Origin of the sequence: Microcystis panniformis FACHB-1757, assembly GCF_001264245.1 — a bacterium.
Classification (GTDB): Bacteria; Cyanobacteriota; Cyanobacteriia; order Cyanobacteriales; family Microcystaceae; genus Microcystis; species Microcystis panniformis.
In genome coordinates this window covers 135,442-152,969 of sequence record NZ_CP011339.1, presented here as the reverse complement: position 1 = coordinate 152,969, position 17,528 = coordinate 135,442, and the positions used below count along the sequence as shown (strand labels likewise).

Here is a 17,528-nt window from a genome sequence, read left to right as displayed (position 1 = left end):
AAAGTTATCAACTAATGATTATAGCAGTTATCGTTCAAATGAGTTACAGAGAACAAATTGGGTATAGTCAGGAATATCACCTTTAGCCTTTATCTTTTAAAACAATCATTCTGGGATTTAGTTAAATATTTTGACTATCCTCTGCAAGCTTAGTTTCTACTGCTTTAATCATAGCTGCAAATTCCGATTGGCGGTGTAAGTCGATATTGAGAGTATTCATATCTTTAAGAATGTTAGTTAGATTATCAATATTGCCCCTGATTTCATCATATAAGTTTACTGTCTCTAGGATACTATTAGTTTTAGCTAAATCAATTTGTTTGTATTTGGCTTGTAGTTTTGCTTTTTCGTCTTCCCAATATTTCAGGTAGTCTATGCGCTCGAAGTCTTTATGAATTATGGCATCTGGTAAAATAATCGGGAATATTCTTTGATAAAAGTCACCATTTCTGGCAATTTCTACTAATTCAAACATACAGTTTTCTGATTTTAAGTATCTATCGCTGATGACGGCGACGACACATTTCCCCTGTCCAATTTGCTGCATAAAGTTTTTGATGGAGTCTTTATAGGTGGTGTGGGTTTTATCCCGAATAATCTCAATTCCTTTAGCGGCAAAAGCTTGGACGAGTTGATTAGCCATTTCGTTGCTGTCTTCCTGCCAGTTGTAGGAGATGTAAACTTGTTGATTCATGGGTTGGGAGAGGGGGTGATAGTATTTAAGTTTGTTTTGAATTGTGTCTAGTGCTTTTCTAGCTTGAGAGAGAGTATCGCCATTATTTAATGTGACAAAATCAGGATTTTTCAGGCATTTGATAAGTTCAGTCATCGCTGTTTCTGTGCCAATATTACCCAAAGCCTCAGCTGCGTACCTACGAACATAACCCTCAGAGTCTTCTAAAGCCTTGAGTAACCCCGGAATAGCCGCTTCCGAGCCAATCTTACCCAAAGCCTCGGCTGCCTTCCCACGAACAGAACCATAAGAGTGTTCTAAAGCCTTGAGTAAATCCGGAATAGCCGCTCCCGAGCCAATCTTACCCAAAGCCTCGGCTGCCTTCCTACGAACAAACCCATCAGAGTGTTCTAAAGCCTTGAGTAATCCCGGAATGGCTGTTTCTGAGCCAATCTTACCCAAAGCGAAGGCTGCGTTCCAACGAACATCCTCATTAGAGTCTTCTAAAGCCTTGAGTAATCCCGGAATGGCTGTTTCTGAGCCAATATTACCCAAAGCCTCGGCTGCTTTCATACGAACAAACCCATAAGAGTCTTCTAAAGCCTTGAGTAATCCCGGAATGGCTGTTTCTGAGCCAATCTTACCCAAAGCCTCGGCTGCGTTCCAACGAACATAATCATCAGAGTGTTCTAAAGCCTTGAGTAATCCCGGAATGGCTGTTTCTGAGCCAATCTTACCCAAAGCCTCGGCTGCCTTCCAACGAACATACCAATCAGATTCTTCCAAAGCCTTGAGTAACCCCCCAATGGCTGTTTCCGAGCCAATCTTACCCAAAGCGAAGGCTGCGTACACACGAACATCATCATTAGAGTCTTCTAAAGCCTTGAGTAAATCCGGAATAGCCGCTCCCGAGCCAATCTTACCCAAAGCCTCGGCTGCGTTACTACGAACAAACCCATCAGAGTCTTCTAAAGCCTTGAGTAACCCCGCAATGGCTGTTTCTGAACCAATCTTACCCAAAGCCTCGACTGCCTTCCTACGAACATCTTTATTAGATTCTTCCAAAGCCTTGAGTAACCCCCCAATGGCTGTTTCCGAGCCAATCTTACCCAAAGCGAAGGCTGCGTTCTCACGAACAGAACCATAAGAGTCTTCTAAAGCCTTGAGTAACCCCCCAATGGCTGTTTCCGAGCCAATCTTACCCAAAGCGAAGGCTGCGTACACACGAACATAATCATCAGAGTGTTCTAAAGCCTTGAGTAATCCCGCAATGGCTGTTTCCGAGCCAATCTCAGCCAAGGCGAAGGCTGCCTTCCGACGAACATTCTTATCAGAGTCTTCTAAAGCCTTGAGTAACTCCGGAATGGCTGTTTCTGAGCCAATCTCAGCCAAGGCGAAGGCTGCCTTCCGACGAACATCCCAACCAGAAATGACTGTTTCCGAGGCAATGTTACCCAAAGCCGCGACTGCGTTCCTACGAACATCATTATCAGAGTGTTCTAAAGCCTTGAGTAACCCCGGAATGGCTGTTTCCGAGGCAATGTTACCCAAAGCCGCGACTGCCTTCCCACGAACATCTTTATCAGAGTGTTCTAAAACCTTGAATAACCCCGCAATGGCTGTTTCTGAGCCAATTTTACACAAAGCCACGACTGCGTTGCTACGAACATCTTTATCAGAATCTTTTAAAGCCTTGAGTAATCCCGGAATGGCTGTTTCTGTGCCAATGTTACCCAAAGCGAAGGCTGCCTTCCCACGAACATCTTTATCAGAGTGTTCTAAAACCTTGAATAATCCCGCAATGGCTGTTTCTGAGCCAATCTCAGCCAAAACCTCGGCTGCCTTCCTACGAACATACTCATGAGAGTCTTCTAAAGCCTTGAGTAATCCCGGAATGGCTGTTTCTGAGCCAATATTAGCCAAAGCCTCGACTGCGTTCCTACGAACATCCCAATCAGAGTCTTTTAAAGCTTGACTTAACTCATTAACAACTTCATTAGACTTTGTTAATCCCAATAATTCCACCTTAAACCGTTTCGGTACATCCAACCCAAGCACTAACCCCACTGTCTGCTTTTGAAACTTAAAGTTGACTTCTCCTGCTAACCTCGCTCCTAATTTTAAATCAATCTCTAACCCTAATTTAACCACCCGTTTTGCTTGGGTTTCATTATCCAATAACCCCAACAGCAACGCCATAGGTTCCGTCCATTTGAGATAATTCAAATAGTCCCACTGTAACTGCTCATCCCTGAGATGGGGTAACTTTTTCTTTAATTCCTCAGCCGTGTAATATTCTTGAATCAGTTGGTGGCGAAAAGCAATTTTATCATTACCTTCTAGGTGAATTAGATGATATTTCAGTAAATCCTTTAACCACTGCTTACTGTAATATTCTGGGAATCCTTTATTTTTGATAAATTTGCTTAATTCTTCCTCTGCTTCTGTTCGGGAAATAGCCACCTGAATCTCGGTTTTTGACTCCCCTTGGGTCATTTTCCAAGCTAACACTTGCAGCAATTCTCGCCACCAATCTCGCGATTCTTGGTAAGTAGGAACATCTGCTTTTAATTTCTTGTCATAAATTCCTGTAAAAATCTGGAAAACTAAGCCTAAATTAGCAGGAATTTTGTTTTCATTATTATCAAAAACTGAACAAAGCATCCACAAAAGTAGAGGAGTTTCTGCCAATTCCTTGAGACGATTTCCCAACTGTTTAAGCATTTCTTCGCCTTTTTCGGGCAAATAGGTCTTGACAAAATCTTCCATCTGTCGTCCAGTCAGGGGGAGCATTTCCAGCTTTTTTTCAATATCTAAGTCGTCGCTGCCTAAATCCCTTGTGGTGAAAATCATCGGGATTTCTGCATACTGCTGGCGAAAGTTTTTTAATTTCTGTCGTGCAGTATCTGAGGGCAATTCATTGATACCATCAAATAATAATAATGGGCTAAAATTCTGATTTTCTAACAGCCAACTTTCTAGGGTATTACTATCAATAATTAATTGATGGCGTTTCAGGAATTGTAAAATTAAATCAAGAATTGAGGTTTCATACAAGCGTAATTCGATGAGAATGGGAATTTGAATGATTTTAGCCTGATTTTGTTGATTTAGGCGCAAGCTTTGCGCTCCTACAGATTCTTCTAATAATAATCTGGCTAAAGCGGTCGATTTTCCTGAACCGGGACGACCTTTTAAAAGAACGTGATTAGTTGCATACTTGCGTAAACCATCTAAAACAGTGAATCTTTCGGGTTTTTCTGGTCTTTCTGCTCTTTCTTGTGGGTTTTGTGGTTCTTTTTCAATCGTCTGCACCCACAAATCCCTTAGCAAAGGTGCAGTTTTCGACGGGCGTGTTTTTCCCTCTACGTCCGTGAGGGTGTAAAATGTCTCCCATTGGGCGTACTTTTCCGAGTCCGAGATTGATTTGAGATAGGGAGTCCAGTCAATCATTGATGCTGTCTGTTAGTTCGAGAAGGAATCCGGATTAACGCTTTTAATATCTTCAATTATAAGCAATATAGTGGGACTAGCTCTGAAAAATTGGCAACGGAATCGATTGGCTGCCAGATTCTCTCGTTAGAAATGTCCACAACCCCCCGCCATTAGGTGTAGGATGTGTTACGCGCTTTGCTAACACATAAAAAACTTTTTCTGTTGGTGCGTTACGGCAATATTTAGGGTCTGCTGAAAAAGTACGGGCGAAGCATTCGGATAGAAAATCTCTGGTTTCAGCGATAGGTTATTGTCCGAATGCTTCGCCCCTACAGGACGCAATTGCCGATAAGGTTATCCTATTTTTGTTTTCCTAATTGTTAGGTTTTCTAAAAAATTTAAAAAGTACGGGCGAAGCATTCGGATAGAAAATCTCTGGTTTCAGCGATAGGTTATTGTCCGAATGCTGGACGCAATTGCCGATAAGGTTATCTTATTTTTGTTTTCCTAATTGTTAGGTTTTCTAAAAAATTTAAAAAGTACGGGCGAAGCATTCGGATAGAAAATCTCTGGTTTCAGCGATAGGTTATTGCCCGAATGCTGGACGCAATTGCCGATAAGGTTATCCTATTTTTGTTTTCCTAATTGTTGGCTTTTCTAAAAAGTTGAAAAAGTACGGGCGAAGCATTCGGATAGAAAATCTCTGGTTTCAGCGATAGGTTATTGCCCGAATGCTGGACGCAATTGCCGATAAGGTTATCCTATTTTTGTTTTCCTAATTGTTAGGTTTTCTAAAAAATTGAAAAAGTACGGGCGAAGCATTCGGATAGAAAATCTCTGGTTTCAGCGATAGGTTATTGTCCGAATGCTTCGCCCCTACAGGACGCAATCGCCGATAAGGTTATCTTATTTTTGTTTTCCTAATTGTTGGGCTTTATAAAAAGTTTCTAAACTGTGACTATCCCCGACAAAACGCCAGTGCCAAGGTTCATAATTAATACCCTGGGGATTATTTTCAGGGAAAGATAACTCAAAACTATACTGGGCAGCGTTATTTTGCAACCAACGAAAAGCGGCAGTATTAGCAAAACTGCTACTTAAATTCGTTGCGGGAGCGCGACCATCGCCAATATCGATCGCATAACCGGTATGATGTTCGCTGTAACCCGGAGGTGCGCTCACTTCTGCTCGTTTGCGGGTTTGCTGATTGCGTTGTTTTTTAACTTCAAAAAAGAGCTTTTCTTGGGTTGCTTTCGATCGAAATGCGGAAATCGGCATTAAAATCACCCCCGACCTTCTCGCGTCACTCTGCATCTCGATAAAAGCCTTGGCTGCCGGTTTCCTTAAACGCATAGCACCATCCCCAGTAATGGGGGCTAATTCCGTCTCCGGGGCCTCTTGATAGGGTAAATGACCTAAAATGTTCTCAATGGGGCTAGGAGTGGCTTTAATGGGGGGTGATGGGTTAATAACCGGTTTTTGTACGGTAGCAGGGGGACGATTCAAGACTGCTATGGCAATTAGGCCGGTTCCCACCAGAGCAAGTAAACCGCTTGCGATCGCTATGAGACCATTAGGATTAGTAGTTTTTCTGTACTGGTTGTCCCGCAAAGCTTCGGGAATATCATCGATCGGTTTCACGGTTCACTTACCCTCCTGCACGATAATTACATTATTCCCCGGCCACTCCATCTTGACGAGCAGCGTGTTGAACTGCGGCGGCCACAGCCGTAACTACACGACCATCAAAAACCGAGGGAATAATATTCTCTCGATCAAGATTAGCAGGATTGATCAAAGAAGCGATCGCTTTGGCCGCTTCCAGATACATATTATCGGTGATGGCCCTAGCGCGACAGTCCAGGGCCCCGCGAAATAATCCGGGGAAAGCGAGAACATTATTAATCTGATTGGGATAATCGCTGCGTCCGGTAGCCACCACGGCCACTAAATCATTGATTAATTCCGGTTGAATTTCGGGAATCGGATTAGCCATGGCAAACACGATCGCATCTTTAGCCATTCCCTTGACCATTTCGGGAGTCAATACCCCCGGTGCGCTCACCCCCAAGAAGACATCAGCGCCTTTAAGAGCATCCCCTAGCTTACCAGTGGCGGCCACGGCCCAAGCTTGTTTTTCTGGGGTTAAATCGTCCCGTTGTTGGGAGAGGATGCCAAGGGAATCACAGAGGGTTATATCTGTAGCTCCTGCGGTTTTAAAGAGAGTAGCGATGGCGATTCCCGCTGCACCTGCACCATTAATGACGATTTTGACTGTATCAAGCGATTTTTTGACTAATTTGAGGGCATTAATCAGGGCAGCCAGGGAAACGATCGCTGTACCATGTTGATCATCGTGGAAAACGGGAATATTTAATTCCGCTCGCAGACGTTTCTCGATTTCAAAACAGCGGGGAGCGCCGATATCCTCTAGGTTAATACCTCCAAAAACCGGAGCGATTCTTTTGACGGTTGCGATGATTTCTTCGGGGTCTTGGGTGGCTAAACAGATAGGAAAAGCATCAATTCCGGCGAATTCCTTGAATAACATCGCTTTCCCTTCCATTACCGGCAAGGCAGCCTCTGGCCCGAGATTTCCTAATCCTAATACCGCGCTACCATCGGTCACTACAGCGACGGTGTTGCCCTTGATGGTCAATGAATACACTTGTTCTGGTTGGTGGGCGATAGCGGTGCAGATGCGACCAACTCCGGGGGTGTAGGCCATGGCCAGGTCATCCTGGGAGGTGAGGGGAATACGACTTTCAATGGAGATTTTACCCCGACGATGGAGGTCGAAAGTGCGATCGGAAACTTTGAGCAGTTTAACATCCGGTAGAGCTTTAACCGCGGCGATAATCTGTTCCGCTTGGTCGGTACTAGCGGCATCAACCATCACCTCGCGGGTGCTAATCTTTAAATTGCGTTCGATCAGAGAAATTTGCCCTAAATTCCCCCGACATCGGCGATCGCATTGAGGACAGAAGCGAAGGTTCCCGCTTGATTGGGGATTTCTATCTTGAGACTTAGACTATAGCTAGGATTGGGCGTTAAATGAACCATGCTGAAGGCTTCCAATACTGATAAATATTGATTATCTTCTATCTGTGAGGGACTTTGGTATCTAATCGCGCAGTTTCTTTAGCTATTAGGGTTTCTCTGGGGAGCATCTCACCTTTGCAATAAGCATAAATACTTAGTAGAAAAATAGGCTTTTCGAGGGTAATTCTTGTTTTAATTCTCCATGTACGCGGTCTTTAAAAGCCTCTATTTCGTTCCAAGACACGATTAAGAGTGGCTTTTAGGCTAAGTATAATTACTCATCGCGTAAGTGAGATGCTCCCTTTCTCTGGGCCTAACACCAGGGGAGCGGGGTGTGGGGTGTGGGGTGTGGGGTGTGGGGAGAAGGTAGGAAGGCTGCATCTCACATTTGCAAAAATACCGACAATCAGCAATTATCAGTCACTCTCAAATGCGTACAAAAGTATTAACAACTACCTGTAAGCAGCCCACCGAAAAACTAATGCGCTCCGGGGTTTGGGGGCGGCGCCACGCCCCCAACGGGGGGTTTGGGTAGGGTTGATTCATGAATCAACCCTACTATGAATCAACCCTAGGGGTTTGGGGGGTTCTACCCCCCAAAAGCTTGGATTGAGCGATAAAATCGGAAGTAAAGCCCAATTTTAAAAGAGAGTTTTCCCTTAAAAATCCCGGCTCTTCGTTACTTGGTATGGTTCGATAGGGGAGCATAAATCGACTAAATCCTTATCTGGCAAGAGACTTAATTGATTAGTTCGCTCTAGAGAAAAATAATTGACAAAAATCGCTAAATGCCTTTCTATACAAGGGTTACATCCTCTATAACCCCCGTTCATTGCATAACATAAACCGAAGAGCCAAAATCCCAACTTAGTAGATTGACAAAAATGAGATGCACCCTAAATATTCCACATTTGTTGATAAGCAGTTTCTAAATCTCTGGTAAATTGTTTGGCATTCCAGAGGGGAGATGTATGACGAGATTGACGTAATTGATAACGAATTTCTTCCCTTAAATTTTGATCCAATCCTAGCTTAATTCCCCACTGCACATATTCCTCCTCACTCCAAGCTATACCCTGACTAATGCCGGCATTTTTCATAAAAGTATAGCTATTGCGGGCTGCGAATTGTTCACCAACCCTAGTGACTAAAGGAATCCCCATCCAGAGGGTTTCTAGGGTTGTGGTAGCACCATTATAGGGATAGGTATCGAGAACTATATCAGCAATTCCTAGATTAGCGCGATGGGTTTCCTCATTGAAATCATTGGGCAAAAATCTTAATCTATCTTGACTAATTCCCAATTCTTCGGCACTTTTGATAAATAATTCTCGAATGGTTTCTTTGTCGGCAAAACCTTTGATTAAAAGAAAGCTATTAGGAACCTGTTGGATAATCTGCAATTGGAGACAAATCATGTTTAAGGTGCGTTTTAATCCCGATTGCACGGTCAGATAAATAATAGCATCATCGGGAATATTTAAATCAGTTCTTCTCCTAGTGGGAACACCCACTTCAAAACCATCCACGGATAAATAAGAGTTAGGAAGTCGGATAATTTTTTCTGAATAAATTTCTTGAGCATTTTCGGGTAAAACGTAGTTATCAGCAATAAAATAATCAATAGCAGGAATTCCCGACGCATCTAATCCTAACCAGGTTACTTGTATCGGTGCTGGTTTTAAGGCCATTACTAGATAAGTTGTATTATTAGTTAAGCTATCAAGATCCACTAAAATATCTAATTTGTCTTGACGAATTTGGGCAGTTATTTGTTCAATTTTTGCGGGCAAGTTATAGCTATAATCTGAGTTATTTTTAAACCATTTTTCAGTCATTTCGTCCGCTGCTTGGTTGACACAATAGGTGTAAATTTCAAATTTATCTCGATTATGATAGTGAAATAACCAGCGACTTAACCAACCCACAGAATGACGACGGAGAGTATAGGCAATATAACCAATTTTTATTTTTCTTGCTGGAGATTTTGAAGAATAAACAGGAGCAATATAGTGGTAGCGGGTTCTTACATCTGCTTGAAAAATTTCCGCTAGTTTACTTTGTAAATAGCAATTAATTTTCGGATTATCTTGATAGTAGGGAAGACAGATAGTAACTCCTAAAATAGAGTCGATAATAAAGGGACGTGCATTAAATTGTTTGGCATTAATTTGTCCCTCGATTAATTGGATTAATTCATCAATAAATTTAGGTAAATTTCCCCAGTCTCCCTTAGCTTGTAAAATACCAATCACTAGAGAAATTCCGAACAGCTTTTCAGTAGTTGTCTGGCAACTTTTATAAAAATTATCGGCAATTTCTAGGGCTTTTTTATAGTCAACAGTGGTGGTTTTATAAAGATTAAACAAACTATTTTGTAGGTATAAATACTCTGGTAGAAAGCGCAAACAAAGTTCTACTAAATTAATGGCAAATACACTTTGTTTTTGTTGATAAGCATAATTGACAATTGCTGAAATAACTTTGGCTGCAATTATTTCTGGATTATTGATATGTAAGGCTGCTAATTCTAAAAAGTGGATGGTATTAGTACAGGGGTAGATTAAAACTTTTTCCGTCACTCGCAGCAGTAAATCAAGATTAACTGCTGCTGTAGCTGTATTCTCTAACAGTTCAAATACACACCAATCATTGCACTTTTCCATCGCAAAATTTTGGAATTGTATTTCTAATTCCATCAGATGCAGGAGATTATTTAAAAAACTAGGATTAAGATTTTGTAGCTGCCATCGAATTAGATAACTTGTCTCTAGTCTTTGGGAATTTTCTTGTCTGGTTGCCTCTGCATCTAAGATTTGAGTTAAAGTTTCTATCCACCCCGATAATTCTGATTCGGCTGCTTGACTCAACACCAGTAACCAAGTAGCTTGCGCGTCTTCTTCTCTATCTTGTAAAAGATAGGCTAATCCTAGATAAAAATAATCCTCAATTACCAGAGAATTGTTGTCAATTAATTGTTCATAAAACTGCACCACCAGTTGATAATTATTGTTGTTTAAATGGGTTTGTATGTCTTGATGCCATTGCATAGTTTTTATCCGCTAAGATTGACAATAAATATTCCACATTTGTTGATAAGCAGTTTCTAAGTCTCTGGTAAATTGTTTGGCATTCCAGAGGGGAGATGTATGACGAGACTTTCGGAGTTTCCAACGGACTTCTTCTCTTAAATTTTTATCCAATCCTAACTTAATTCCCCACTGCACATATTCTTCATCACTCCAAGCTATACCCTCAGTTATTCCCGCATTCATCATTAAAGTATAACCGTTGCGTGATGACCATTGTTGCCCCACTTTAACCACCAGAGGAATTCCCATCCAGAGGGTTTCTAGGGTGGTTGTACCACCGTTAAAGGGATAGGTGTCCAAAACCACATCAGCGATGGCTAAATTTGCCCTGTAGGTTTCCGTCTGATAGATAGGAAGCATCTTAATTCGATTAGTTTCTACCCCAACTTCTGCGGCAATTTGACAGAATAAATCCCAGAGAGAATTATCATCAGCAACTCCTTGAATCAGGAAATAACTATTAGGTACGGATTTGAGGATTTGCATTTGTAAGCGAATCATCGCCGGATTACGCTTAATTGCCGTTTGAGAGCTTAGGTAAATAACCGCATCATTATTAATACCTAAATCTTCTCTTCGCAGGGTAGGAACGGCTATTTCAAAACCATCCACAGCGACAAAAGCATCAGGTAAACGCCAGATTTTTTCTTGATAATATTCTTGGGCATTTTCTGGTAGTACATAAGGATCCGCTAAAAGATAATCTACTGCGGGTAAACCGGAACCATCAAAACCTAACCAGTTAACTTGAATAGGAGCAGGTTTTAAGGCAATAACTGGGGCAACGATTGCCCCGGTACCACTATCTAAGTCCACAAGGATATCGATGTTATCTTCTTTAATTTTGCGGTAGGTTGCTAGGGAATCAGCAGTAGCATGATAGATTTTATCTGCGGGATTAGAAAACCATTGTTGAGTTATTTCATCCACAGGTTGACTCACCATATAAAGGTGAATATCAAACTGCTCACGATTGTGATAATTGATAGTCCAACGACTCAAGAAACCCACGGGATGACTTTTTAAGCTTTGGGAAATGTAACCAATTTTAAGTTTTTTATCGGGATTATCTTCTCTGGGTTTGTCAAAACTTTCCTCTTGAAAACCCAGCATTTCTTTGTAGGTTGTTTGAAAAAAACTACCAATATGACTTAAAAGCGGTCGATTCTCTTTCGGGTTATCTTCATAGTAAGAAATCGGATTCATAACTGTTAGTAAATTTTCTCTAACTAAGGGATGTATATCTTGGGGGTTTTGTTCTATAAATTCTCTAATTAAGTGTTTATACTCTTGACAAATACTAGGGATATCATTCCATTTTGAGGATCGTAAAGAGCCATTAAAGAGGAGAGATTGACTAAACATTTTCAAATCAATTGTCTGACTTTTCTTTTTCAACTTATTTGCTAAATTTATTGCTTTGTCATAGTCATCTGAAGAGATATAAAACCAAAATAAATTAACTTGTAAGTACCAACTTTCGGGATAAAGGGGAAGAAAAGCTTCCGCCAAATCTACCGAATAAAGAGGTAGTTTTTTTTGAAACGCTACCTGACGAGTAATTTTTAAAATATGATCCAGAAGTTTTAAAGAATTCGACAGATAGGGTAAACTTAACCGAACTAATTCTATGGTATATTTATGGGTGTAAGGTATGACGGCAATTACTACCCGTTCCAATAATTGAGAGTTAACTGAACCCTGAGTAATTAATTCTAGTATTTGCCATTCTTGCAGTTGTTGAGGATCAAATCTATTTAATTTAATTTCAACGAGGGTTAAGTGCAGTAAATTATCGAGATAACTGGGATTAATTTCCTGTAGATGTTTACGAATTAACCAAGAGATTTCTAGATTTTCTAACTCTATTTGTCGGTTAGCTTCGGTAGTTAAAATATTGCTTAATTCTAGCAGCCATGACTCGGTTTCCTGTTCATCTCCTTGAGTGAAGACAAATAACCAAGTAGCTTGTGCTTCTTCTTCTCTTCCTTGCAAAAGATAGGATAATCCTAAATACCAATAATAACTAATTTCTGTGGTTTCTCTTTCTATCAGTTCTTCGTAAAACTGACTAACAATATCGTATTGATTGTTTTCTAAAGCGGTTTTAACTTCATTTTGCCAAGACATGATTTAATTCTCCCTGATTAACTTTCACAATAGATTTGCCACATTTGACGATAGGCGCTTTCCACATCTTTAGTAAACTGACGTGCATTCCAAATCGGTGAAGTTTGTCTAGATTCATCTAATTTAGCGATAACTTTGCGTCTCAATTGTTCATCCTTACCTAACTTAATCCCCCAGTCGATATACTCCTCATCACTCCAAGCAATACCCTCACTAATTCCCGCATTAACCATTAAAGTATAACTATTTCTCGATGACCATTGTTGACCAACTTTTGTAACTAAAGGAATCCCCATCCACAGCACATCTAAAGTCGTCATTCCTCCCGTAAAAGGATAGGTATCTAAAACCACATCAGCTATCCTTAAATTTGCTCGATAAATTCCTGTGGGATAGAGGGGTAAGATTTTTAATCTCTCATAATTAATTCCTTCTTCCTCGGCAACTTTGAAAAATAATTTTTCCACTGATTTAGCATCACTTAACCCTTGAATACTCAAATAACTATTAGGAACTGCCTTTAAAACTTGTAGCTGAAGTCGAATAGTTTCAGGGTTCCGTTTTACCCCCGTTTGTACGGTTAAGTAATTAATTGCATCCTCTGGAATCCCTAAATCATCCCTTCGGAGAGAGGGGTAAGCAACCTCGACACCATCCACACAAATATAGGAATTAGGTAAGCGCCAAATTTTTTCTCGGTAATATTCCTGTGCATCTGCTGGTAAAACGTAATTATCAGCAAGATAGTAATCAATTGCGGGAATTCCTGACGCATCAAAACCTAACCAAGTCACTTGTATTGGTGCGGGTTTTAGTGCCATGACTTGACAGGTGGCATCATTAGTTATACTATCTAAATCTACTAAAATATCGATGTTATCTTGATTAATTTTCTCGGCAATAATTTGGTGGTTTGCTGGTAAATTATCATACTTATCCACCTTATTTTTAAACCATTGTTCTGTAATATCATCCTCGACTTGATTGACTAGGTAGAGATGAATATTAAAGTTATCTCGTTGATGATAATGAATTAACCAGCGACTTAAAAACCCGACGGAATGTCGCCGTAAAGTATGGGCAATATAGCCAATGTTTAGTTTTTTATTGACATCTTTAGGTTTCTGAGACTCGATAGTAACTTGATTAATTTTTTTTCTAACTGCCTCTTGAAAAAGTTTGGCTAACTGATTAGTTAACCTGCGATTACCTACTAAGTCATCTTTTAAATAAGCTAAGGGAAAAGTTATAGAAATAACCTCAGCTTGATTTCTCATGGGACATTGACACCGCTCTAAATTATTTTGAATTGCTTGATAATATTCTTGGGTTTTATTGTCAATATTTAACCAATTACCTGCTAAAAGTTCCGTATATAGCAGCAGATAAATACCATCCAGTTTTGCAGCTTTATCATTGGATAAATTCTTGATTTTATTAGCAGTTTCTAAGGCCAAATCAAAGTTACCAGTCTCGATATAGTATTGACGAATTTTGTATAAAAGCTGTAAGTGATCGGGTATAATATCTAGACAGCTAAGAGTCAAAATAACAGCATTAGTGTTATCAGTATAATAAATTTTTTCAATATGTTGTTCGATAATTTCCAATATTGCAGATTGTTGTGAGTCTATTTTTAAAAGGGTTATGATAATATCCAAAACTTCTTGCGCTGGCCAATCTAGAAGTTTATAGATTGTGTGTAGGAGTAAATTTATATCGAAAGTTTCTAACTTGTCCGAACTAATTAAATTAACTATTTGCCAATCTTTAAGTTTTTGGGGATAAAAATATTCTAGCTTAATTTCTAACAGCACTAGATATAATAAATTTTCTAAGTTATCTGGATTTATCTCGTAGATATGCTGACGAATTACCCAGCTTAATTGCCAATTTTTTAGCTTAACTTGTCTTCGCGCTTCCCCATCCAAAATATTGACTAAATCTACTGTCCACAGCATCACCTCCTGTTCTTCTCCTTGAGTGAAAACAAATAACCAAGTAGCTTGTGCTTCTTCTTCTCTTCCTTGCAAAAGATAGGATAATCCTAAATACCAATAATAACTAATTTCTGTGGTTTCTCTTTCTATCAGTTCTTCGTAAAACTGACTAACAATATCGTATTGATTGTTTTCTAAAGCGGTTTTAACTTCATTTTGCCAAGACATGATTTAATTCTCCCTGATTAACTTTCACAATAGATTTGCCACATTTGACGATAGGCGCTTTCCACATCTTTAGTAAACTGACGTGCATTCCAAATCGGTGAAGTTTTTCTAGATTCATCTAATTTAGCGATAACCTTGCGTCTCAATTGTTCATCCTTACCTAACTTAATCCCCCAGTCGATATACTCCTCATCACTCCAAGCAATACCCTCACTAATTCCCGCATTAACCATTAAAGTATAACTATTTCTCGATGACCATTGTTGACCAACTTTTGTAACTAAAGGAATCCCCATCCACAGCACATCTAAAGTCGTCATTCCTCCCGTAAAAGGATAGGTATCTAAAACCACATCAGCTATCCTTAAATTTGCTCGATAAATTCCTGTGGGATAGAGGGGTAAGATTTTTAATCTCTCATAATTAATTCCTTCTTCCTCGGCAACTTTGAAAAATAATTTTTCCACTGATTTAGCATCACTTAACCCTTGAATACTCAAATAACTATTAGGAACTGCCTTTAAAACTTGTAGCTGAAGTCGAATAGTTTCAGGGTTCCGTTTTACCCCCGTTTGTACGGTTAAGTAATTAATTGCATCCTCTGGAATCCCTAAATCATCCCTTCGGAGAGAATGGTAAGCAACCTCGACACCATCCACACAAATATAGGAATTAGGTAAGCGCCAAATTTTTTCTCGGTAATATTCCTGTGCATCTGCTGGTAAAACGTAATTATCAGCAAGATAGTAATCAATTGCAGGAATTCCTGACGCATCAAAACCTAACCAAGTCACTTGTATTGGTGCGGATTTTAGTGCCATGACTTGACAAGTTGTGTTATTAGTGATGCTGTCTAAATCTACCAAAATATCAATATTATCTTGACTGATTTTTTCAGCAATCATTAGAGGATCAATCTGTAAATTATAGCAAGCATTTACCTGATTTCTAAAACTATTTTCAGTGATAAGGTCTTCTTTTTGAGATACTAGGTATAAAGAGACATGAAACTGGTTATAGTCATGATACTTCATTAACCATCTAGAGATCAATCCGATAGAATGATTATATAAAGTATGGGCAATATAGCCAATTTTTAGAACTTTATTGGTATCTTTAATAGTCGATTTGTGAAGAGAATTACCCTTATAATTATTGCAAACATATCCCTGAAAAAGTTGACCAACACAATTACTAATGTAACGGTTTTTTCGTGGGTTATCTTCTAGGTAAACTAGAGGGGATAAAATTGCTAGGGATGGTTTATCAAGTAATCTGGGACATTCTCGATTAGCGATGGTTTTTTGCAAGGATTCTGTATATTCTTCAACATCTGCCTTAATATCGACCCAATTACCACTAAATAATTTGACATAAAGAGCAAGAAAATCAGCTACAGCTTGAGAAGGCAACCCTTGACAACTTGTTTTTAATTGACTAGCTACTTGCATAGCAGCAGCAAAATCTCGATTATAAAAATAACATTGATACAGTTCAGCTAACAGATAAATTTGCCCTGGTTCTACTGCTAAACAAGTATTAATAATATCAATAGCCAATGGTATGCCTAGAGAAGGTAATTTAGCTTCTACTACTTTGATAAAAGTTTGTCGCTGACAGTTAGATTGAAATATTGCCTCTAAGTAGGGGACGGTTTCTGGTATCTGAGAATCGAGAAATTTTTCTAAAACTTCTGCTAATAAACTTAACTCGAGACTCTGGAAATCATTTGTTTTTAACACATCGACAAATAACCAAGTTTTTAACTGCTCTTTTTCAAAATAATTCAAATTAATTGCTAATAAAATAAACCGCAGTAAATTATCAATATTATCGTGACTAATCTCGCGAATATGTCCTCGAATTAACCAACTGGTTTCTAAATTGCCTAACTCTAATTGTCTTCGCGCTTCCCCATCCAAAATATTGACTAAATCTGCTGTCCACGCAGTCATTTCCCCTTCATCCCCTTGACTGAGGACGAATAACCATGTGGTTTGTGCTTCTTCTTCCCTAGCTTCTAAAAGATAGGCCAATCCTAAATACCAATAATGACTAATTTCTAAGGGTTCTTTTTCTATCAATTCTTGATAAAACTGGCTAACTTGCCAGAAATCCCCTTGGATAATTGCCGGTTCAACTTGGGAATGCCAAGACATAAGTATTTATCGTTAAGTGTCTCTACTAGCGTACCCAAATATAAGCAAAATTTTTCTATATAAGTAAAATTTATCAGTCGGTCAGGGGTTGGGTTTTGGGGTGGTCACTGCGTGCGCTTTGCGGGGGGTGTTAGGGTTTTAGTTGAAATTCCCCCACTTCCCACGTCCCCACGTCCCCACTTCCCCCGCTTCCCACTCTGCACCCAGTTTCAACGCGTCCTAGCTTACCATCAATCTCAGCCAAGAGTCAGTCCCGATGAAAAAGTTTTCACCCCCACAGATGAAAGAGGTTTCCTTCCCTACACCCCACACCCTACACCCTACACCCTCTTTCAAGTCAGTTTTTTGAAAGATTTTCTAAATAAACCAATAAATCGGCCATAGCTTGAGTATCAGGCTGAAATTTGGGCATCGGCGGGGTTTTACCGCTAATTACCTGTTCAATCAGACTAATTCTCGATTTGCGATGGGAAACGTCCTCTAAACTCGGTCCGACGATGCCATCAGCAAACTGACCGTGACAAGCAGCGCAGTTAATCTGAAAGATTTCGTAACCGCGACTGACATTACCTTGTAGGGATAAAACCTCTTTAATGTAAGGATCCGACATCTTAGCCAGATGAAAGGTGATTAAAAAGGTGCTAATCAGCAACAAAACCACGATTATAACTATTAAGAGTCGATAAAGCCCGAATTTTGGTTTAAATAACTGACTATTCACGAAGGCCGCCGAAGGAAAGGTGAGTTTCTCTTTACATTTTGCAACTTTTTGCCCGAAAATTCCACCGCCCCTGCTAGAGATAGGCAAATGGAGAATAATATAAGACAA

At 39.7% G+C, this 17,528-nt stretch carries 7 protein-coding genes and 1 pseudogene; all 8 read right to left on the bottom strand.

The window, feature by feature from the left end:
• Nucleotides 1-121: 121 nt before the first annotated feature.
• A complete protein-coding gene (locus VL20_RS00765; protein WP_052275312.1) occupies nucleotides 122-4,126 on the bottom strand; it encodes a HEAT repeat domain-containing protein in 4,005 nt (1,334 codons plus the stop codon).
• An 888-nt stretch (nucleotides 4,127-5,014) separates the two neighbouring features.
• Nucleotides 5,015-5,749 carry a M15 family metallopeptidase gene (locus VL20_RS00760; protein ID WP_052275311.1) on the bottom strand — a complete coding sequence of 245 codons (735 nt, stop codon included), beginning with the start codon at nucleotides 5,747-5,749 and terminating at the stop codon, nucleotides 5,015-5,017.
• 31 nt (nucleotides 5,750-5,780) lie between these two features.
• Nucleotides 5,781-7,171: pseudogene (locus VL20_RS00755) on the bottom strand (NAD-dependent malic enzyme).
• Nucleotides 7,172-8,046: 875 nt separating this feature from the next.
• Entirely contained in the window at nucleotides 8,047-10,200 is a 2,154-nt protein-coding gene (locus tag VL20_RS00750) for an O-linked N-acetylglucosamine transferase, SPINDLY family protein (protein ID WP_052275310.1), read from the bottom strand.
• A 12-nt stretch (nucleotides 10,201-10,212) separates the two neighbouring features.
• The gene (locus tag VL20_RS00745) at nucleotides 10,213-12,372 is read right to left on the bottom strand and encodes an O-linked N-acetylglucosamine transferase, SPINDLY family protein (RefSeq protein ID WP_052275309.1); all 2,160 of its coding nucleotides are present in this window, start codon (nucleotides 12,370-12,372) and stop codon (nucleotides 10,213-10,215) included.
• 17 nt (nucleotides 12,373-12,389) lie between these two features.
• Complete coding sequence (locus VL20_RS00740) at nucleotides 12,390-14,540, bottom strand: O-linked N-acetylglucosamine transferase, SPINDLY family protein (RefSeq protein WP_052275308.1); 2,151 nt, start codon at nucleotides 14,538-14,540, stop codon at nucleotides 12,390-12,392.
• 17 nt (nucleotides 14,541-14,557) lie between these two features.
• Entirely contained in the window at nucleotides 14,558-16,699 is a 2,142-nt protein-coding gene (locus VL20_RS00735) for an O-linked N-acetylglucosamine transferase, SPINDLY family protein (RefSeq protein ID WP_052275307.1), read from the bottom strand.
• A gap of 337 nt (nucleotides 16,700-17,036) precedes the next feature.
• A complete protein-coding gene (locus VL20_RS00730; protein WP_052275306.1) occupies nucleotides 17,037-17,528 on the bottom strand; it encodes a c-type cytochrome in 492 nt (163 codons plus the stop codon).